The sequence below is a fragment of the Maribacter sp. PR66 genome (assembly GCF_028464205.1).
Lineage (GTDB): Bacteria > Bacteroidota > Bacteroidia > Flavobacteriales > Flavobacteriaceae > Maribacter > Maribacter flavus.
Genome location: NZ_JAQPCH010000011.1, coordinates 1 through 20,831, shown reverse-complemented (window position 1 = coordinate 20,831; position 20,831 = coordinate 1). Strand labels below are relative to the sequence as shown.

The 20,831-nt window shown below is 42.6% G+C and carries 19 protein-coding genes; 6 read left to right on the top strand and 13 right to left on the bottom strand.

Features of this window, described 5'->3' with window-relative positions:
• Positions 1-232: 232 nt before the first annotated feature.
• Positions 233-2,893 carry a gliding motility-associated C-terminal domain-containing protein gene (locus PP181_RS15930; protein ID WP_272637821.1) on the top strand — a complete coding sequence of 887 codons (2,661 nt, stop codon included), beginning with the start codon at positions 233-235 and terminating at the stop codon, positions 2,891-2,893.
• Between the two features lie 171 nt (positions 2,894-3,064).
• A complete protein-coding gene (locus PP181_RS15925) occupies positions 3,065-3,970 on the top strand; it encodes a PorP/SprF family type IX secretion system membrane protein (RefSeq protein WP_272637819.1) in 906 nt (301 codons plus the stop codon).
• Positions 3,971-4,059: 89 nt separating this feature from the next.
• On the opposite strand, the gene PP181_RS15920 is transcribed toward PP181_RS15925, so the two are convergent.
• The 4 genes from PP181_RS15920 to PP181_RS15905 form a co-directional block, all read right to left on the bottom strand.
• Complete coding sequence (locus PP181_RS15920) at positions 4,060-4,608, bottom strand: ClpP family protease (RefSeq protein WP_272637818.1); 549 nt, start codon at positions 4,606-4,608, stop codon at positions 4,060-4,062.
• 74 nt (positions 4,609-4,682) lie between these two features.
• Positions 4,683-5,510, bottom strand: coding sequence for a mechanosensitive ion channel family protein (locus PP181_RS15915; RefSeq protein WP_154920695.1), 828 nt, complete (start codon positions 5,508-5,510; stop codon positions 4,683-4,685).
• A gap of 7 nt (positions 5,511-5,517) precedes the next feature.
• Entirely contained in the window at positions 5,518-5,706 is a 189-nt protein-coding gene (locus PP181_RS15910) for a hypothetical protein (RefSeq protein WP_138259486.1), read from the bottom strand.
• Complete coding sequence (locus PP181_RS15905) at positions 5,706-6,356, bottom strand: RNA polymerase sigma factor (RefSeq protein WP_240042771.1); 651 nt, start codon at positions 6,354-6,356, stop codon at positions 5,706-5,708. Before PP181_RS15905 ends, PP181_RS15910 begins: the two co-directional genes overlap by 1 nt.
• Positions 6,357-6,414: 58 nt before the next feature.
• Here PP181_RS15905 and PP181_RS15900 point away from each other — a divergent pair, with 58 nt between their 5' ends.
• Together PP181_RS15900 and PP181_RS15895 are read left to right on the top strand one after the other, a co-directional pair.
• Positions 6,415-7,089, top strand: a complete 675-nt coding sequence (locus PP181_RS15900) for a hypothetical protein (RefSeq protein ID WP_272637817.1) — start codon at positions 6,415-6,417, stop codon at positions 7,087-7,089.
• A gap of 28 nt (positions 7,090-7,117) precedes the next feature.
• Positions 7,118-8,284, top strand: coding sequence for a hypothetical protein (locus PP181_RS15895; RefSeq protein ID WP_272637816.1), 1,167 nt, complete (start codon positions 7,118-7,120; stop codon positions 8,282-8,284).
• 26 nt (positions 8,285-8,310) lie between these two features.
• Here the strand turns inward: PP181_RS15895 and PP181_RS15890 are convergent, their stop codons facing one another.
• From PP181_RS15890 to PP181_RS15880, 3 genes are all read right to left on the bottom strand, one after another.
• Entirely contained in the window at positions 8,311-9,459 is a 1,149-nt protein-coding gene (locus PP181_RS15890; RefSeq protein ID WP_272637815.1) for an MFS transporter, read from the bottom strand.
• A 5-nt stretch (positions 9,460-9,464) separates the two neighbouring features.
• Complete coding sequence (kynU, locus tag PP181_RS15885) at positions 9,465-10,739, bottom strand: kynureninase (RefSeq protein ID WP_272637814.1); 1,275 nt, start codon at positions 10,737-10,739, stop codon at positions 9,465-9,467.
• A 173-nt stretch (positions 10,740-10,912) separates the two neighbouring features.
• A complete protein-coding gene (locus PP181_RS15880) occupies positions 10,913-11,389 on the bottom strand; it encodes a GNAT family N-acetyltransferase (RefSeq protein ID WP_272637813.1) in 477 nt (158 codons plus the stop codon).
• 61 nt (positions 11,390-11,450) lie between these two features.
• Between PP181_RS15880 and PP181_RS15875 the strand changes: the two genes are divergently transcribed.
• Positions 11,451-12,092 carry an O-methyltransferase gene (locus tag PP181_RS15875; protein WP_272637812.1) on the top strand — a complete coding sequence of 214 codons (642 nt, stop codon included), beginning with the start codon at positions 11,451-11,453 and terminating at the stop codon, positions 12,090-12,092.
• On the opposite strand, the gene PP181_RS15870 is transcribed toward PP181_RS15875, so the two are convergent.
• The 6 genes from PP181_RS15870 to PP181_RS15845 all read right to left on the bottom strand — a co-directional run bounded on the left by PP181_RS15870 (position 12,058) and on the right by PP181_RS15845 (position 17,581).
• On the bottom strand, positions 12,058-12,630 hold the full coding sequence (locus PP181_RS15870; protein WP_154920688.1) for a phosphatase PAP2 family protein: 573 nt from the start codon (positions 12,628-12,630) through the stop codon (positions 12,058-12,060). The genes PP181_RS15875 and PP181_RS15870 overlap by 35 nt on opposite strands.
• Positions 12,631-12,638: 8 nt before the next feature.
• Entirely contained in the window at positions 12,639-12,977 is a 339-nt protein-coding gene (locus tag PP181_RS15865; protein ID WP_154920687.1) for a Sec-independent protein translocase subunit TatA/TatB, read from the bottom strand.
• An 80-nt stretch (positions 12,978-13,057) separates the two neighbouring features.
• Positions 13,058-15,367 carry a M1 family metallopeptidase gene (locus PP181_RS15860; RefSeq protein ID WP_272637811.1) on the bottom strand — a complete coding sequence of 770 codons (2,310 nt, stop codon included), beginning with the start codon at positions 15,365-15,367 and terminating at the stop codon, positions 13,058-13,060.
• Between the two features lie 60 nt (positions 15,368-15,427).
• Positions 15,428-15,934 carry a DUF6702 family protein gene (locus PP181_RS15855; RefSeq protein WP_154920685.1) on the bottom strand — a complete coding sequence of 169 codons (507 nt, stop codon included), beginning with the start codon at positions 15,932-15,934 and terminating at the stop codon, positions 15,428-15,430.
• Positions 15,935-16,074: 140 nt separating this feature from the next.
• Positions 16,075-16,848: a hypothetical protein gene (locus tag PP181_RS15850; RefSeq protein ID WP_272637810.1), complete on the bottom strand. Its 774-nt coding sequence runs from the start codon at positions 16,846-16,848 to the stop codon at positions 16,075-16,077.
• Positions 16,838-17,581 carry a carboxypeptidase-like regulatory domain-containing protein gene (locus tag PP181_RS15845; protein WP_154920683.1) on the bottom strand — a complete coding sequence of 248 codons (744 nt, stop codon included), beginning with the start codon at positions 17,579-17,581 and terminating at the stop codon, positions 16,838-16,840. Before PP181_RS15845 ends, PP181_RS15850 begins: the two co-directional genes overlap by 11 nt.
• A gap of 390 nt (positions 17,582-17,971) precedes the next feature.
• On the opposite strand from PP181_RS15845, the gene PP181_RS15840 reads away from it, so the two are divergent.
• On the top strand, positions 17,972-20,831 hold a 2,860-nt coding region (locus tag PP181_RS15840), incomplete at its 3' end, for a beta strand repeat-containing protein (protein WP_272637809.1).

The window sequence follows — 20,831 nt, the reverse complement described above, 5'->3', positions numbered from 1 at the left end:
TGACCTATTCCTCTTTACGCCATTCGTCTTTGATTAAAATCTTTTAATCGACGTTCTATCCTTCCATCGAATAATTGACCTCCTTAAACTATATTCTTAAAAAACTCAATGAATATATAAATATTTTTGAAATAGAATTTGACCCAATTCTTACATATTAAAACCAATTAAAAAAACTTGGAAACCTTTAACCAAAAAATTCAAAGCGGTTTCCATTACCTACTAGCTATTCATGAATGTAAACTACCCCCAAACAAACTATTTTTTACCCAAACTACCATCTTTAAATTTAATAGGCCTTTTTGTTACTATTCTTTTTACAATCGGAGTTGCAAAAATCTATGGGCAAGGTATTTCATCTGGTGTAAATTTTAATTGGCAAGACACCCAAACAAACATTTGGGACCAGGCGACTCTGGAGTCGATTGATATTAATGGTGAAAACTATAACACTTTTGTGGTTCCTTCCAGTTACGAAATGACCCGGGTGGGTCCAGGTGGACATTCAGAAAATCATATTTGGTCAAACGGTGCCATGCTTATGGGCAGTAGTAATGATTATAATTGGGATTTAGAAGCCATAAATGCCTATCAATCCCTAAACCTTAATCATTATTTTGAATCGAATAGCAATGGAGTCAATTTTTGTGAAAATTATGGTGCCACAGCATCCGTGGATACCCAAATACAGACTATATCATACAACCCTGGTATTCCATCCAATCCAGATGGTGTCTTGGCAGTAACAGAACGTGGTGGCAACAATTGTCAATATCTCGAAATATATGGTATACCTGCCAATAGTTCTACTGAAGTTTTACTAGGTGCAACCTTTGTAAGAAGTCAAGGTAATTTAACAGGTATAAAACCCCAATCACCTCCGTTACCCAATTCCGATTATTGGTCCAGTGGAAGAAATAACGATAATGGTCAAATTATAGGTATTGCCCTTTTTAAGTTATCTGACTTAGCTCCAGTTGGTTCCATTATAACTTCAATAAAATATTTGGCAGCTACTACAGATAATGGAGATGGCAAGTTCTTTTTGATGCAAACCTATGCGGTTGATGATTATTTTGAAACAAACTTCAAGGAAAGTTTAAATGCCAATGTCGCCACCAATGACAACCTTCCGGATTTCTCTACATATTCTTTGCTTAACGACATGCAACCTTTATATGGTAGCGTTACTGTTGAAACCGACGGCACATTTATGTACACTCCAAATAATGACTTCAAAGGAATGGATCAATTTGAGGTTCAAGTTTGTCTTCCATACCCCAACGAGCACGTTTGTGAAACGTCGACAGTAATTATTAAGGTTAGGGAAGATAACAAACCCAATGCCCAAGATGACCATTTTTTAATAGTTCAGAACACGGCTGATATAGCATTAACCATTTTGGACAATGATACTTTTGGAGTGGACGGACCTAATGCAAACCTTGCTTTAGAGATTACCAGTTCCCCAAGTAACGGAATTTTGGCAATAGGCAATAATGGCACCCCTTTGGATAAAGCGGACGACTATTTCGTGTATACTCCTAATACCGATTTTATAGGTTCAGACGATTTTACATATACGATTATTGATGGCAACGGAACCAGAGATACTGCCACTGTAACACTGACGGTTATAGAACTCCCTTCAAATGTTACCGTTGAAGCCTGTAACCCTACTCCCGCTGCTGATTATAATCCATCCTCAGGCACTTGTCCCATAGACACTGTTCTTACCGAGAGTATAAATGGCAACAATGACAATTGTCCTACGGAATATGTAATTACAAGAAATTGGACCATTACAGATTGTGTTGGTAATATCATAAACCATGAACAGGTGATTACGATAGTAGATACAACCGCTCCTACTTTTGTTGAACCATTACCTCAAAATGAAACGGTAACCTGTGATAAGATTCCATTTGCAGAGACCCTAACCGCTATAGATTCCTGTGAAAGTGATATCATGGTAAACTATACCGAAACCATATCAAATGATGGTAATTGCGCTATAGGATATGAAATTACAAGAATGTGGATAGCCAGTGATTGTGCAGGGAACACGGAAACCCACACCCAAACGATAACAGTAATACCTAACGGACCAATTATGGCAAGTCCCTATGAGGAACAAGTCACCATACTTTGTGGAGATGAAATACCTGAAGTACCTAATCTAACTTTTACTGGAGGTTGCGGTAATTATTCCGTTGATTTTAATGAGCAGCGAGAAAATGCTAACGATTCGGAAGATTATATGATTGTACGCTCTTGGAATGTAATAGATTCATGTGGAAACACCGCACTTTTTGAGCAGTTTATATTCGTAATGCAACCTCAACTTCAAGAAGTGACAATTGAACTTTGTATTGAGGATGAAGCAATAGACCTAGTAAATTATTTACCATCAGGTTTTGAAACTGATGGGACATTTAAAGCGATAACACAAGGAACACAGATGACTGGAAGTATTTTTGACCCTATGCAGCATCAAACACAAACATATGTCGTAGAGTATAGCTCTACATCTGGGGAGTGCAACTACTTTGTGGATTTTACTATTGCTGTGAACAATAAATGTGTGCCTTGCTCCGTAGATAATTTTACGGTCTCAAAGGCAGTAACGGCCAACGCCGATGGTTTCAATGATTTCTTCGAAATTAAAGGAACCGAATTTTGTGATAATACTTTCGACGTGATGATTTTTAATAGATGGGGAAACAAAGTGTTCGAAGCAAAAAACTATCAGAACGATTGGGGTGGAACCTCACCCGATAATTCCCTAGGCAACTCTGGATATTTACCTACCGGAACCTATTTTTATATCATCAATGTCAATGGAGAGCAGATTCAACAGATCAATGGTTACATCTATTTAGGTTCGGAATAAACATTTCGTGATACACTAATTGCTTGCACCTATATTTTCATCAAACCCATTGCCAACAAACGAATAATCAAAGTAGTTAAACGGTATTATACAAATATCCGCAAGCTACTGATTTAAATTTGCCAAACGTAAATGACCTACTTATTAGATAACGTTTTAACCCCCCGATCTATGAACGTTTACAAGAGAATTCTTGTATTGGCTATGACGATGTGTGCCACTTACGTTAGTGCCCAACAGCTACCACAATTTACACAATATATGTACAACACCATTTCCGTAAATCCAGCGTATGCCGGAAGCAGGGAAACTTTGAACATAACGTTGCTACATAGAAACCAATGGGCAGGCCTAGAAGGAAACCCGAGAACAAACACTTTTTCCATCCATAGCCCGTTAAGAAACGAACGTATTGGCCTAGGTCTGTCCTACATAAATGATAGATTGGGTTTTGAAAGTACCAATTACATATATGGAGATTTTTCATATACGGTGCCCTTGACCCAAGAAGTTAAAATGTCCTTTGGACTTAAAGCGGGGTTTACAAATTACAACTTGGAGAATCCTGACAGTAATGATCCTTTTTTCAATGCCAATTTTAATAGTTGGAAACCCAATTTTGGCGCAGGTATATTCATGGGTTCAAATTTATGGTATATAGGTGTCTCCTCACCTAGAATTGCAAATACGGATTTAAATCAGGGAGAGTTTAAAGCTTTGGAAAGAAATAGTTATTATGCAATTGGAGGGGTAGTGATGGATTTGTCCTATAACTTGAAGTTTAAACCGACGGTTATAGCTAAAATTACAAATGGAGCCCCGGCGACCTATGATTTAACGGCTAACTTTTTGTTCAATGAAAAACTCTGGTTAGGAGCATCCTATCGCTTCAACGATGCCTCAAATTTTGGTGGGATGGTCGATTATCAGGTAACGCGAGATTTTAGATTGGGATATGCCTACGATTTACCTACTTCAAGGGTTAAACCTTATACTGGAGGAACCCATGAGATTATTTTAATCTATGAAATGTTTAAACGTAAAGTGGGGGGTATTAAATCACCCAGATACTTTTAAGCCCACTTAAATTTCAACCTTGACAATATGTGATAACTAAAAAGTCCCGATAGGAATCTATAAGGACTTTTTGCAAAGATAACATAATGTTATTCCAGAATCCCGTCCACAATACCATATTCAATGGACTCTTCGGCGTTCATCCAGTAATCCCTATCAAAGTCCCTCAATACCCTTTCATAAGACTGGCCACAGTTATCGGCCAAAATTTTTGCGCTCAATTCCTTGGTCTTGATAATTTCCCGGGCTTGGATTTCTATATTGGAAGCCTGTCCCCTAGCACCACCACTGGGCTGATGGATCATAACCTGTGCATGGGGCTGTATGAATCGTCTTCCCTTTTTTCCAACGGATAACAAAATAGAGCCCATGGAGGCCGCCAAACCGGTACATATGGTGGAAACCGGACTTTTTAAAGATTTTATGGTATCGTACATGGCAAAACCAGAAGTTACATAACCGCCAGGGCTATTGATGTACAATTGTATTTCCTTATGGTTTTGCATATCCAAATACAGTAACCTATCGATAACATGTTTGGCGGAATCGTCATCTACCTGTCCCCAAAGAAAGACCTTTCTTTCGGCCAACATTTTTTCGTCGATAGTTTCCTGTATTTTTCCCTTTTTAGAACTCATATGTATGTTTTTTAATCAAACCCAAAATTAAGGAATAAATTATGATTCCTTCTTATTTTGATTCCTGCAAAAATTCAGTCGCTCACCTCAACGGTACTGTCCACAATTTTCTTGATGGGCACTACCAATTTACCGGATTTGGTCTTTACGATCATGGAGATATTATCGATAGCCTCCACCTTGCCCTCAATCTTCCCAATTTTCACTTGATCACCCACCTCATAGATTTTTCTTGAGTAAAAGGTCCGTAAAAGATCGCCCACTACTTCCCTGGCGCCAAGACCCAAAGCCAAGGCGAAGGCCAACAAAAAGGCACCGAGTACCAAAGTGAAATTACTCGTAATGATTTGGGTTTCAACGCCCGCTTGATTCAAAGCCGTAATAGAAACGAAAAATACGATCAAATAAAAAAGGGTGCCACTCACCATTTTAGATCCGCCCACGCCCATAGAATCGAATAGCTTTAGCGTGGCTTGTTTAACGACCGTGGCCAAATAAAGCCCTCCTATAAGGATCAACAGGGCACTGATAAATGTTGGCAAATAGCCTAATAACGAATAAATGGCATCGGAAATGGCATTCAATTTCAACATTTGGGCAAGTACCACCGTAAACATTAAAATGAGAAGGATCTTGGTGGCGGACAGGGTTACCTTGAGCAAATCTATTTTAAGTTGTCTGTCCCCAAATAATTTGGCATCGGCGACGCGCTGGGATAGCACATCTATCTTGGCCGCTTTAAGAACCCGTTTCAGGATGAAAAGAATGATTTTTATAATCAACCAAGCGACGATCAAGCCTATAATTCCCACTACGATTTGCGGTATCATTTCAGCGGCGGACTCCAGTAAACTACCAAAACTGTCCGACAAAGTATCTTTGAGTTCAGTAAGTGTTTTCATAGTTCAGTTATTTAGTTTTCTTGGTTTTTAATAAGCTTTCTATAAGACTGCCATAGTTGGATGTGAACAGAGTGGCCATTTCCATGATAAGTTTGGCCATGGCCACATCGTTCATGACTTTTTGACGTAGCTCTGGAGGGACATCCTTAAGGTCTCCCTGCATTCTCTTAAACGGATTTTGATCCTGTTCAAACATTAGGGCAATGCATTATATGCTTCTATTACTTTGGCCTTGGCTCTCTTTAATCTCATTTTTACGGCACTCGTACCCAGTTCCAGGGTGGATTCCAATTCTTTGATGGAAACACCGTCCTGATATTTAAGCATCAGGATGGTCTTGTCCTCACCGGGTATCATTTCCAATGCCTTTTTCAATTTCTCCACCTGCAACTCCAATAAATGCTCGTCCGTTACTTCTTGGGACAATCTATATTCCTCATCACCAATATCATTGGAGCGATCGCTTATTTTCCTTCCCTTATCCCTGTTCACATAATTAACGCAAAAATTGTACGTGAAAGAATACAGCCAGGTTGAAAATTTTGAGTTCCCCTTGAAGGAGGCCAACTTTACGAATACCATCAAAAATACGTCCTGTGTTAGGTCTTCTGCCTCCTTTTGTGATTTTGCAAATCCATAACACTTATTGAACACCATTTTGGCATAACGATCATAAAGGACCCCGAACATCATGGAATCCTTCTTCGCCACTATTTCCTTCACCAGATCTTCATCGGTGATGTCCTTGTATGGATCATTGGCACCCAATTCCTTATTGAATTGATTGCCCACAATGATTAGACACAGTTTGCGTAAGAAGGTCACCTTCAGAAAATTATTATGCAATACAAAAATAGGTTAAAGTTACTGTTATTAGTACCTTGTAACCTAAATGATACCCACCATGAAAAAATACTTATTTGTGCCGGTGCTCTTTTTGGTTTTATTTGGAAGTTGCAAAAACGACGAGAAAAAGCAGAAAGAAACCATTGATAAAGAAAGTACAGTATTGGAGAAAATAGCCGATGTCAATGGCTACGAAAATTGGAAAAATATAGAGCGCATCAAATTCACGTTCAATGTGGATAGGGATTCGTCCCATTTTGAACGCACGTGGCAATGGCATCCAAAAACCAACGATGTCGTTTTTATGACCCATGAGGATACGCTTCGTTACAACCGTACGAAAATGGACAGCGTAATTGCCAAAACCGATGCCGGTTTCATCAACGACAAATATTGGATGCTTGCCCCTTACCAATTGGTCTGGGACCGGAATAGTTTTCAATACACACATACCGACTCTGTACAGGCGCCCATGAGCAAGGATATCATGCAAAAATTGACCATTGTGTACGGAAACGAAGGTGGCTACACCCCCGGGGATGCCTATGACTTTTATTTTGGGGACGATTATATCATCAAGGAATGGGTCTTTAGAAGAGGTAACCAAGAGGAACCCAATATGATAACCAGTTGGGAGGACTACAAAAATATTGATGGACTCAACATCGCCACCATGCACAAAATGGGGGAAGGCAATTTCCAGTTGTACTTCACGGGTATTGAAGTGGAGTAAGCACAATTTCCAATGAATTATGGGGAACATGCGAAGGTACCTACGGTTAACTTTTTGTTTATATGGGGGACTTGTGTTGGGCCAAACGGAATTTGGTGGTATCATAATGGATGCCGATGAAAAAGTTCCCTTGGAATTCGTGCATGTATTTAACAGGAAGCATAGCACCATTAGCAATACGGATGGCAGGTTCCTATTGAAAACTTCACTGGATACGGTCCTATTCTTTAGAAACGGATACGAAAAAAAAGCGCTTTCATTAAAGGCCCTTAAGGATACTATTTACCTAGAAAAGAAGGTAGTGGCCTTGGACGAAGTGGTGGTGACCAATGCCAAGACTATTCTTCAGAAGATCAAGGATTCCATCAATTCCAATTATTTATTGACACCACATACGGAAACGTTTTTCATCCGGGCCTTGCTCCGTAAAAACGACACTTTGGTTCGGCTACAGGATATGACAGGTACGCTACTGCGTAAAACCTCCATTTACGGCAATGGTCTGGAAATGGAAAAAAAGGATTACCAAGTAGAACTGGCGGAAATGCGGCAATTGGGAATCATTAGGGACGTTTACGGCGTATACTTTGAGCTTCCCTCGCTGTACAACATTTTCGGAGAATTCATGCGGCTGAACGCCATGGGTCCGGAATTCGACGTAATTGAAAAGCCCTATGAGAATAGTGAGGAGATACGGGTAGAATTTAATTCGCTTCCTTCCGAAGATAGAATAATTACCAAAGGCCACTATATTATAAACGGAAAGGACAATGCCATTTTATCCTTTGAGGTTAATAACCAAAAAGCCATAAGTAATACTAAACCGTCGTTGGACAAATATTCCCATTTCCTTAAAGGAAGTTCCTCCATGTATTTTAAGGAAGATGTGGAAAAAGGGCTTTATTATCTGCACAGGGCAAAACGAACCTTCTCCTTAGAAGTGAAAACGGAAAAACATCCCGCACCGGATGTTTACGAAATAGAAATTACCTTATACACCCCGGATAGTTTTGGCAATGAAAAGGTGAAAAGCAATGTCAACGAGCATAAGGACATTTTTATGTTAAAACATCCGTATAATGAAGCCTATTGGCAAGAACAGTCCTGGCTTCCGGTAACGGAGGAAATCAAGGAGTTTATACAAACTATTGGAAAGGGAACTTCGGGGCTAAAGACGAAAGGCAACATGAACTAAGGCTATAGGACCAACCAAATTTTCCCCTACCCCCGCCTCTTTCTAAGGATTGCCGTCGCACCCAATATAAACATAGCCACGCCCAACAACACGATAAAACTTGTTTTGAGGGAATAATTGTCCGCAAGAAAACCCAAAATAGGGGGCGCACATAGAAACCCGGAATAGCCGGCCCCGGCGATAAACGAAACTCCCTTGGAGGAATCCACACCTTTGACGTTTCCACCGATTCGAAAGAGCTCCGGAACCATTGCGGAAAAGCCCAGCCCACAAATAGCAAATCCTACGATGGCCAAATAGGTGGATGTTGTCAGTACCAGTACATAACCGATAATACTTAACAACGTACCCAAGGCCACCATTTTTACGGAACCGATACTCGCGCTGATCCCGTCACCCAAAAACCGACCTAAGGTCATCGTCACCTGAAAACCTAAAAATCCGGCACCCCACAAGGCCTCGGGAGCCAAACTGACTTCCTTTAGGTAGAGCCCGCTCCAATCCACAATGGCACCCTCGCTTCCCATGGCAATAAAGGAAATAAGCCCTAACAAAAGCAACGGTTTAAAAAGTTTCAGGCTAAATGTCTCCTTTTCAATAGTCGCCGCAACCTCGTTGACGAAGTTTTTGTAGAATGTGAAATTAACGATGAAAACTAACGCAATGGCCATTCCCATATGCAATACAGGATTGTCCAAGGGACCTATCAAAAAGCTGCCCAATCCGGCCAAGACGCCGCCCAGACTAAAAAAACCGTGGGAGGCCGACATGAATTTGGCGTTATCTTTTTTCTCCAGTTCGGTCACTAAGGTATTCATGGAAATATCCGTAAACCCGTTGGAAGCCCCAAACAAGAATAGACTGCCCATCAACGTGTAATAACTTGGGCTCAGAATCGGAAGGATGGCCGTGCAACAACTGATCAGCACCCCATACCAAGTGGCCTTCCCTACCCCAATCCGATTAATAATGGAGGAAGCAAAAGGAAATACGATAAATACGCCTAAGGACAGGCAAAAAATGGCGATTCCCAACTGGGACTTGTCAATCCCAAGATTTTCCTTTACGGTTGGAATATAAATGGCCCATGTCCCAAAAAGGATGTTGATACTTGCAAAAACCCATGAGGGTCCAAAATATCGGGCATTGGAAAAAATCAATCCGAGCGATTTCATCTAACTTATCGAGTGTTTTTTAATATACCCTCCTTAAGTATCTGTCCAAATCGGTACATATCCTCATACGAACAATAAAATGGTGCCGGTGCCAAACGAATTACATTGGGCTCACGCCAATCCACGATTACACCATTTTGCATCAGATAATCAAACAAGGCCCTTCCTTGGCCGTGCAAGAAAACGGAAAGTTGACAGCCCCTATCCTTTGGGGTGATGATTTCAAAACTACTGTCTACTTCGGCATCGATTTCCTTCAACACGAATTCCAAATAACCTGTAAGGGTTTTCTGTTTTTCAATGAGGGCGGGCATTCCTACCTCCTCAAAAAGTTCCAATGAGGCCAAGTAGGGTGCCATGGACAGTACGGGAGGATTGCTCACTTGCCATGCATCCGCATTGGGCATAGGTTCAAAGTGGGGCTTCATTAAGAAGCGTTCTTCTTTTTTGGTTCCCCACCAGCCCTCGAACCTGGGGATATCCTTTTTGTCCAAATGACGTTCATGTACAAATACGCCCGATGCATTTCCCGGACCGCTGTTCATATACTTATAACTGCACCACGCGGCAAAATCGGTATTCCAATCATGTAATTTAAGCGCCACATTTCCAACGGCATGCGCCAAATCCCAGCCAACATTGGCACCTACTCTTCTTCCTGCCTTGGTAATAGATTCCATATCCATCACCTGCCCGTTGTAATAGTTCACCCCTCCAATGAGCACCAAGGCCAGCTCGTCCCCTATTTCTTCAATCTTGGCCAGAATATCCTCGGTCCGCCAAAAATGCTCACCATCCCGTTTTTTTACCTCAACAATGGCATCCTCGGTATCAAAACCGTGAAAACGCACCTGACTTTGAAGCATGTATTGGTCGCTGGGGAAAGCCTTTTCCTCACAGAGTATTTTAAATCGGTTTTTTGTTGGGGTGTAGAACGATACCATGAGAAAGTGTAGGTTTACGCTCAAGGTGTTCATAACCGTGATCTCTTCGGGCTTGGCGCCTACAACTTTTGCCAACGGCGGAATCAAACGTTCGTGATAGTCCCACCAAGGTTTATCGGCATAAAAATGGCCCTCCACTCCCAACTCGGCCCAATCCGTCATTATTTCGTCCACAAAAGCTTTTGCCCGTTTAGGCTGAAGCCCAAGTGAATTGCCGGTAAAATAAATAACCTCTTCCCCATTTACTTTTGGGTAAACGAACTCCTTACGGTACTTCGCCAACACATCCTTTTTATCCAATTCCTGGGCAAACCCCAAGGTATTTTGAAATTCCATACTTCAATTTTATCCGATGAACTACCTCGGGGCAAGCCCACAAGGCATTAAACCACTTCATTAAGAGAAACAACATTTTTAGGTTTCAACGCAAGCACCTTAGTAATTGATCTCGATTATCGAGTAAAAATAGGGATATACGAACAAAGAAAAACTATGGTTTAGGTCCGATTTCAGGTTTTGGCCTCCGTAACAAATCGCATTTCTATGATGTGTCTTTTGAAACCCACTTTTTCATAGGCCGACAAGGCCGGTTCGTTATCGTCGTAGACGGTTAACCTAATTTCGGTAAGGCCCTTGGACAATACCCAGCTTTTAAGTCCCTCGATGATTTTTCCGTTGATACCTTTGCCCCTAAATTCGGGAAGCGTGTACATAAAACCCAAATAACCATAATGCGTATGGTCCAAATAATGTCGGGCCTCTTTGATAAGGGCATATCCACTGGCAACTACTTGTAATCCGAAACAGGCGACAAGCACTTGGGCATTATCGGAAGTTATCAGTTCTGCAAGATCGTAATAATTGACCTTGCCCTTTCGTATGGTTGGATCCATGGGACGTTCCGCCAAAATGATTTCCTGTTCGAATTTCAAAAGTATGGGCAGATCCTCAATTACCGCTTCGCGAATTTCAATTCCGTTATCCATGTTACCGATTTACAAGGTTTAAAAATAATGCTTAAAAGGCTATTTTTGTAAAAAGAAAACCATGCATTTTTTATCGCAGGTCCTGGAAGATTACTTGACCGAACACTCCCAGGAAGAACCCGAAATCCTACAAGAACTGACCCGTGAGACCCACCTCAAGGTCATACAACCCAGAATGTTGACGGGCCGCTTTCAGGGAAGGGTGCTAAGCGTGCTTTCCAAAATTATTAATCCCAAATATATTCTAGAAATAGGCACCTATACAGGATATTCCGCCCTATGTCTGGCCGAAGGTCTGCGGGAGAACGGCGAGTTACATACCATAGACATTAATCCTGAACTTGAGGAAATGCAGCGCACTTATTTCAATAAAAGCGGTTTTGGAGAACGTATTTACCCTCATATGGGCAATGCCTTGGAGATCATTCCCAAGTTGGACATTACCTTCGACCTGATATTCATTGATGCCGAGAAAAAACAATACGACAACTATTTGGAAGTGGTGTTGCCCAAAACAAGATCCGGCAGTGTCATTTTATCCGATAATGTACTTTGGTCCGGCAAAGTTGTGGAACCCCTTAAAAAATGGGACAAGACCACCAAGGTTCTATTGGACTACAACGCAAAACTGAGCAATCACCCAAAATTGGATACGGTATTATTGCCCGTCAGGGACGGCCTAACGCTAAGTAGGGTGAAATAAGCAGCAAGTACAATTTGTGAAAAAGTAACGCCGATAGTATTCCGAAGAAAGCCCCTGCAAGAACATCCGATGGATAATGCACGCCCAGGTAGATACGGCTGGAAAGGAATAAAATAGGCCAAAGATAAAAAAGGTAACTCCACCTAAAACGTACTCTAAGGATAGCATATACAAAGGTGGTTACGGAAAAGGATATGGCGGAATGGGCCGAAAAAAAGCTATAGCTCGAGGGATTTGCCAATACCCGGATCCATGGTTTTAAGTATGCATCATTATTGGGGCGTAGCCGTTCCACAACTACTTTGGTAAGGTTGGTACAGGTCTCCACAAAAAAGACCAAAATTCCCAGCATCAATAACAGCACCAAGGCTTCCTTCCAAGGTCTTGACTTGAAAATCAGGAAAAGAAAAAGGATAAAAAGAGGTATCCAGGTTGGATATTTTGTGATGATCCGCCAAAAACCATCAAAGGAGGTTGACCCTAAATTATTGAGGAATATCAGTATTTCTTGGTCCCATTGCAGCAATTGGTCCCACATAGACGCGGCTACTTTCTTTTAACGGTTCCAGAAACGTCGCCTATTTTCTTACCGACCTCACCAAACTCCTTTTTAATGTCCTTGGTAATGCCAGTGTCGATACTTTTTTTGACATCGTTAATATCCTTTTGGATATCCGTAATGACGTTGGTATCTATTCCTTGTTTATCCGCACTGCGTTGGATCTCCCTTTTGATATCATCCGTGGCGTCCCTAAGCTGTCGCATACCCTTGCCCAATCCCTTGGCAATGCCCGGAATCTTATCGGCTCCAAAAACCATCACCACAATAAATAGGATGAAGAATATTTCGGCACCACTAATGAATAAAAAATACGTTGAAATCATACTACAAATATAATCAAGTTTGGATGCGCAATAAAAAAGCCCTGTTAAAGAACAGGGCTTTTTTTCAAAATTATAGTGGATTATTTTCCCTTGATATTTTCCTTGAACTGATCAAAGTCGTTTTGTTCTTCTTTTTTCGGCCAGGAATTGTTAGAGGTATCGATATCCGCCGTTTCCATTTTTGGGTCTACCACGATACCTGTCAGTTCGGTGGAAGAAGAGACAACTATGCTCACCTCGTCATCGTTCTTTCTCCAGATTTCCGCCGGATAGGTAATATTTTTCGTAGTCCCGTCTGCATAAGTATACTCTACGATCAGCGGCATGGGGATTCCTCCCGGCTTATCATACGTGATCTCATAGAAATATTTTGGCTCCTTTACGGCAGCCCTTTCTTCGGCGGTCATATTGTCCATCATAAACTCCTTTAGGGTCTGGGAACTTTCTGAAGGTGATTTTCCTTTCAGATTGGGGTCAAAATCCTCGCTATCCTCTTCGGCCAGATATACCAAGGGTGGGAGATCGGCTTCGGTCATGTTACGGGCCGCCATATATTCCTGCATTTTCTTGGTGGGCTTGTCCGTCACATAGTACTTCTTGATACCTTTTACTCCAATATCCACATAATCAGTGGTATAGAACCAACCTCTCCAAAAGTAATCCAAGTCCACGGCGGAGGCATCTTCCATGGTCCTAAAGAAATCCTCTGGGGTTGGGTGCTTGAACATCCATCTTTGGGCGTAGGTCTTGAAAGCATGGTCGAACAATTCCCTTCCCATCACGGTTTCCCTTAGAATATTCAAAGCCGTCGCCGGTTTGGCATAGGCATTTGGACCCAACTGGTAGACGTTTTCCGGATTGGACATGATAGGCGAAATGGTACTTTGGTCCCCGCTCATATAGGGAACTATCTTGGCAGGGTCGCCCCTTCTGGATGGATATTTATCGTTGGGGGCAATGGCTTCGGGGTAGGCTTCCCCAAATTCCTGCTCCGCCATGTACTGCATAAAGGTATCCAGACCTTCGTCCATCCAGCCCCACTGGCGTTCATCGGAATTAACGATCATGGGGAAGAAATTATGACCTACCTCATGGATAATCACGCTCATCATTCCGTATTTTACCCTATCCGAGTACGTTCCGTCCTCATTGGGCCTACCATAGTTCCAACAAATCATGGGGTATTCCATTCCCTGATTCTTTGCGTGAACGGATATGGCCTTGGGATATGGATAATCAAAGGTATGTGCGGAATAGGACCTTAAGGTATGGGCAACTACCTTGGTGGAGTATTCCTCCCACAATGGGTTCCCTTCCTTGGGGTACATGGATACCGCCATCACGTCCCTATTTCCAATCTTTACCGCCTGCATGTCCAAAATGAACTTTCGGGAGGTGGCAAATGCAAAGTCACGAACGTTTTCGGCCTTTAATTTCCAAGTCTTTGTTTTATTTGAAAATCCCTTTTCAGCGGCCTCTATCTCTTCTTGGGTTACGATGATTACGGGCTTATCATAGGATTTGGTAGCCTTCTCGTATCGCTGCATCATTTCCTTGGTATAGACCTCCTTGCGATTTTGAAGTACTCCTGTACCGTCCAGAATATGGTCCGCGGGCACGGTAATATCCACCTCGTAATTTCCGAAAGTTAGGGCGAATTCACCACTACCCCAGAACTGATGGTTCTGCCATCCCTCTACATCACTGTATACGGCCATTCTAGGGAAGAACTGGGCTATGACATAGGCGCGGTTGCCATCCTTAGGAAAATATTCATAGCCGGAACGCGCACGGTTTACGGTATGATCGGGAATGTTGTAGTTCCATTTTACGGAAAAGGTATATTGCTCACCACTTTTTAAAGGTGTTGGAATATCCACGCGCATCATGGTAAAATTGATAGTATAGGGCAAGGCCTTTCCCGACGCGTCCTTCACATAATCGATATTGAAGCCACCGTCAAAGGGTTCTCCCATATATTGGGAAGCGAAAGAGCTGGGCTGTTCCGCCAAGGGAACTCCCCCGCCGTTTCGCAAAGGTGCCTTGGAATCCTTGGCACGCACGTTCTGATCCAATTGTAACCAAAGGTACTCAAGGTCATCTGGGGAGTTGTTGGTATAGGTGATGGTCTCTTCACCATAGATTTTGGCGTTTTTATCGTCCAAGGTAATGTCCATTACATAATCCGCCTGTTGCTGATAGTAATCTGGACCCGGAGCACCTGAAGCCGAACGATAGTTATTTGGGGTTGCAAATTCCTCATACAGTTGCTTGAACTTGCTCTGGTTGTAATGGCCTGGCTCCCTTTTCTGTTTCTCGGTTTCCTGTGCGAAGGAAACGGCGCCTACCAAAAACAAAAGCGAGGCAAAAGTGTACTTGAATAGTCTCATTTTAGTGTTCATTTTAATGCGCGGGAAATTAAAGTTTTTTAAAGAATTTCTTAACATACGTTACAAATTTAACATTCCTTTAGTATCGGATTTTATGAGGACGAAACTCTTCTTTTGACCGTTGATCTTGAAATGGACCACGTTCTGTTGATCGTCGAACAAATCCGTAAGGACTTCATTGGTGATGGCAATGCTGGTGACTTTGGGAAGGTTTATTTTGGGTACCTCTATGTAACAGATGACCATATCCGTATCGTATTTCTTGCCCAGAAAGGTATACTCCACCTTTTTGCCGTCAATTTCAACAATGAATTTGGAGCGAAGGTACTTCTCCAAATACTCCCGGTCCATCTCGGATTCAGCTGCCGTGCCCAACTGTGTATCGATACCATAACGCTCCTTTAGAACAGCGTTCATATCGTCCAAAAAAACACGGGTAATGACCTGAAGGGCATCGTCCTTTTCGGAATACCCCACATTGGTTACGCTAATGTAAAATTTATGGGCAGCCGTAAAGGCCAGTAAGGGTAGGATAAAAAGAAACAGTCCTTCTTTAAGGTTCTTCACTTTTCTTGCTTTTTTATTAGGTCAATAGCTTTATTCTTAAACATTTCCTTCTGTAGTGGTATTGGACTTACCATAACAAATCCCTCGATGAGGGTTTCACATTTTTATTGCATTTGAGCAAAGGACATGCCAAAAAGGCGCTAATCCAGATCATTGTTCTTTCGGTAGACCAAACTTCTTCGCTCAAGATATTCCCAAATCCGAATCAGGTCATGGCTATCCACTATGGTTTGAAAAGCGGAATCCACTTCACAAAAATAAAAAAAGTCATCCGTTCGATCCTTGGGAATCTTCAGTTCCGTTTGGTAGAGGGAATCCGCATAAAATTCCCGAACCCGACCGGTACGGCTGTACAGATTATCACGCGCTACACGTTTTTTAAGCATTTTGGTCCTTCCGGAAATTCCATTCAAAATAGGGTTCAAAGGTATACCTATGCTTCCCGAGGTGGCCTCGTACAATTCCCGCTCCGCCTTGGTAGGAACTTTTACAAAAGCATTTGGCAGGCCCAAGGTGGAAGCAGTTACTACGGGCTCCGTATTCAAAATTTTCAGGTCCTTGGAAATATCCCCGGATAGGTTATACGGGGTAACGACCACCTCGTCCAATTCTTCCAAGGCCTCGTTCAAGGGCACTTCTATAGTGGAACTGCCAAAAATAGCGGGTGTGATTACAATTTGTTTTTTCTTGAACTGGACGGCCGAAAAAACCAAGGTATCGTTCACACGCACCGGGATGCTAAAAAACCCATTTATATCCGTGATACTGGCCTTTTGTGTGCTGATGTTCAACACGTGCGTGGCGGCGACATCACCATCCCTACTGGTAACCCTACCTTCCAAATTTTTGGTTTCCCCGGTTTGTGAAAAAACGAGAACGGGAAAAATGAACACTAAAAGGAACTCACTCCTCATTCGAGGTCTCTCGGAAAGATTTACTGAGATTCACCAGGGAATCGATCAATTGAAATTCGTTCTCCTTGCGCAAGAGGGACCGTGCGGGTAATTTTTGGTCACAATAGGTCAAAAAGGGTTCGATCTGACTCTGTTGCAGTTGCAGGTCCTCCATAAAAAAACGATTGTCATAGATCCTGCGTAGCACATCGCTCACCGCTACCTGCGGACCTTCATCGGGCGCATCTGCCTTGGCCTTGAAGATGGCCTTAAAGATGTTTACAAAGTTAAGTCCGTCCTGCATGCCACGGTCCGTTTGGGAAAGGGCGATATTTTCAACTTCCGTGCCCCTATCAATTTCATATTCCACCTCTTTGAACTCCTCGTTCCGCAATTGCAAAAAGCGCTCCTCGTCTTCGGGGGTGACAACCACCTCGTCCAGTTCCGTAATTTTTTCGTTTACGGTCACGATGATTCTATTTTTTTCCAGAATCTCCGGCGTAATCTTTACAATCTGGTACTGGTAGTTTACTGCCGTAAATACCAACTCGTCACCTTCCTTCACCCGAATGGCGAACTCGCCGTCCTCGTCCGTTTCCGTCGCCTCCTCACTGGTAGAATTGATTACATATTCGTTGGGCACGTCCACATTTTTATACAAAACGTGTCCGTAAATAATTCTTCTACCGTCGTCTTGGGCATACGAGAAAAAGGTGGAAAAGAACAAAAGCGCTGCAAGTAAACTCTTGGCCATAATATATAGGTATGAACTTGTCAAAGATAAACAAGTCCTGTTTAGTGTTCATAAATTACGTACATGTGCACATTTTAAAAAAAATCCAGCAAATAAACTTTTGTTAATTTATTGGGTCGTAGGAGGGATTCCATGTGCCGAAGTCCGCCATGTTATGACAAATATCTTTCGTTAACATATTTTACGGGCTTTTTCCAAGAAAGTTTACCTGGGTTTCCTTGGAAAACATCCAAACCGCTCTGCCCATGCATACTATATAAATAAGTTCGCTTTAACCGAATTAATGTACCTTTTATCCGTACGGGCTATCTTTTTAACTATAAAAAAAGGTTTGGCCTAGAGATAATCCTATTTTTGTTTTTCCACTATTTTCAAGTCAAATAGCGCTATATGAAACGTCTCAGTATCCTATCCCTTGTTTTGTCAATGGTTGCTTCCGTAGCCATGGCACAGATAAAAATTGGCGACAATCCACAGACCCTAGACCCGAGCTCCTTATTGGAACTGGAAAGCAATTCCAGAGTGTTGGTCATTTCCAAGTTAAGCACGGCCCAGATGGAGGCCATTGCCCCACAGCGCGGGGGTATGGTCTACAATACGGATACGGAATGCGTCCATTATTTCAATGGTGCCCAATGGGTAAACCTATGCGATGCCGTAAGCTTTACCATTACGAACGACCCCATTGAAAACCTTAGAAGTACCATTGCCATTACCCAGACCCAGGGCAACTATAACCTAGAAGTGGCAACCAACAGTATACGTACGGAACAAATTGCCGATGGTGGTATTAATGGCGTGGATATACAGGATAACTCCATTGGAAGGAACAAACTGGGGGATGCGGCCGTAGGCCCGGATGAACTGGCAACGGAATCCGTGGATTCCGATGCCATCATAGACGGAACCATTTTGCCCCGTGATATTGGGTCAAGCCTTCCCAACCACGTGCTCGCTACCGATATCAACGGGACTGTATTGTGGCAGGACCAGAACGACGTTTACGAACTGAGTTTTGATAAGGACACCAATACCTTGGCCATTGTGCCGGCGACGGGCTTAGGGAGCAATAGTATCAATTTGGAGGCTTTGGTAGGGTCAGATGATCAAACCTTAACACTAACGCCAGACAACCGTTTGCAGATCGAAAATGGTAATGAAATCGATTTGAGTTTTTTTAACAATGCCGGTACGGACAACCAAACAATTTCAACGGACGATACCCCTGGAAATATTGCAATTCTGAATGGCAATGAAATTACCTTAAACGTTAACGATGCGGATGCCGAACCCGATAACGAACTTCAAAATATCAATGAAGTTTTAGCGGACGGGAACGATGCGGGTGGCTTATTAATCAAAAACATAGGTACACCAGTGGATGACCAAGATGCTGTAACCAAAGCTTATGTGGATGGTGCAATAACGGGAGTTGGAGGAAATATTGTAAGTACGCAACCAGGTAACCTAATCGTAAATAATGCCGGTGCATTTTATGCTGACCCAGATAATGATTCGACCAACGAGATTCAGGACCTGGAACTTACCACCGACATACTTACGATTACAAACAACGCGGCGGCGACTCCGATTGACCTCAGCCCGTACCTTGACAATACTGACGATCAGAATGCAAGCGGAGTGGAGGTAACAGCAACGCCAACTAACTACACTGCAGGAACTCCAGACGTTGAGGCGCACTTGGCCGGAATCGACGCAGCCCTTGCAGGTGGTGGGGGTTCTACTGAATTAGCCGATCAAATTACAATTACGGGAGATGGAACTTTAGGAAATGAATTTACAGTAGGTACTATTGGTTCAGCTCAAATTACCAATGGCACTATTTTATTGGAAGATATCAATCAAAATGGGGCAGCAGACGGTCAAATAATTAAATGGGATGCTACGGCCAATGCAGGTATAGGAGGTTGGATTACAGCCGATGATAGAACTGATGGTACCGGTATTCCGGCATTAACAAATGGCACCATATTGATAGGTGATGTCACGGACTTACCACAAGAAAGAGTATTAAACGGTGATATTTCCATGGACAATACCGGTTTGGCAACCATTGCAGTAGACGCCGTTACTTCAGCAGAAATCGCTGATTTGTCCATTGCTACGGAAGACTTGGCAGATAATAGCGTAACCATAGAAAAAATAGCTGAAGGATTGGATGGACAAATCCTTACAACCGATGGCACTGATGTTATCTGGGCTGACAATACCTTAACAATTTCTAATTTGGCAACTGACGATCTTACCCAAGACAATGAAGATCGCATTTACAATTTTGGTGCCAATGCCCTAACTTTTATTGGAACAGGAACAATTGGGATTTCACAGAACCCTGCTTTTAATGCCTCCGCAGCATTACATGTAGATGGAACTACTTTGAGCAATGGTTTCGCAACAGCTAGTCCCCTAGGTTTTTATCTTAATGGCGATTTGGATACGGGACTACATTTTGATGAATTTACCCCGGATTTGGTAAGTCTTACGGCTGGAAATATAAGGGCTTTGACTGTTACAAATACAGCCGGAACCACGAATGTTTTGGTTCCCGAACGTCTACAACTGGGTGGATTGGTAGCCGATAATACAAATGCCATTGGAACAAATGGGCAAGTTTTGACCTCTACCGGAACCGGGGTGGCATGGCAGGATGTACCCGGAAGTTTAACAGGTATTACCGGATCAATATTTTTTGCCGATGCAACTGGTGCGCCTACTGAGAATAATGTACAATTGTTTTGGGACACTGCGAACAATTATCTTGGAGTTGGGACAAATACCCCCGACAGAAAACTTGATGTAGAAGGTGAAATTAGAGGTAATCAATTTTCTTCAACAGGAGGAACAGAAGCAGAACCAGCATATAGTTTTAGTACAGGAGATGATGCCAATACGGGTATGTTTAGACCAGCCGCAGATGAAATTGGCTTTTCAGTTGGTGGAGAGGAAGCCCTAAGAATAGAGGAAGAGGGAGGCAATACGAACGTTACTATATTTCAAAGTCTAACCTTGGACAACCTACTTTTGGATAAAGATGGTGATGCCGGAACTCCGGGCCAAATATTATCTTCAACAGGTACTGAAACGGACTGGATTGATGCTCCGGCAGTTGGAGCGGCCGATTGGTCAACTTTGACAGGAATACCAGCAGGGTTTGCCGACGATACGGATGACGTTCTTGACGAGGCCGCAGTGGACGGATTTGTCGCGAACAACGGTTATCTGACCGCCG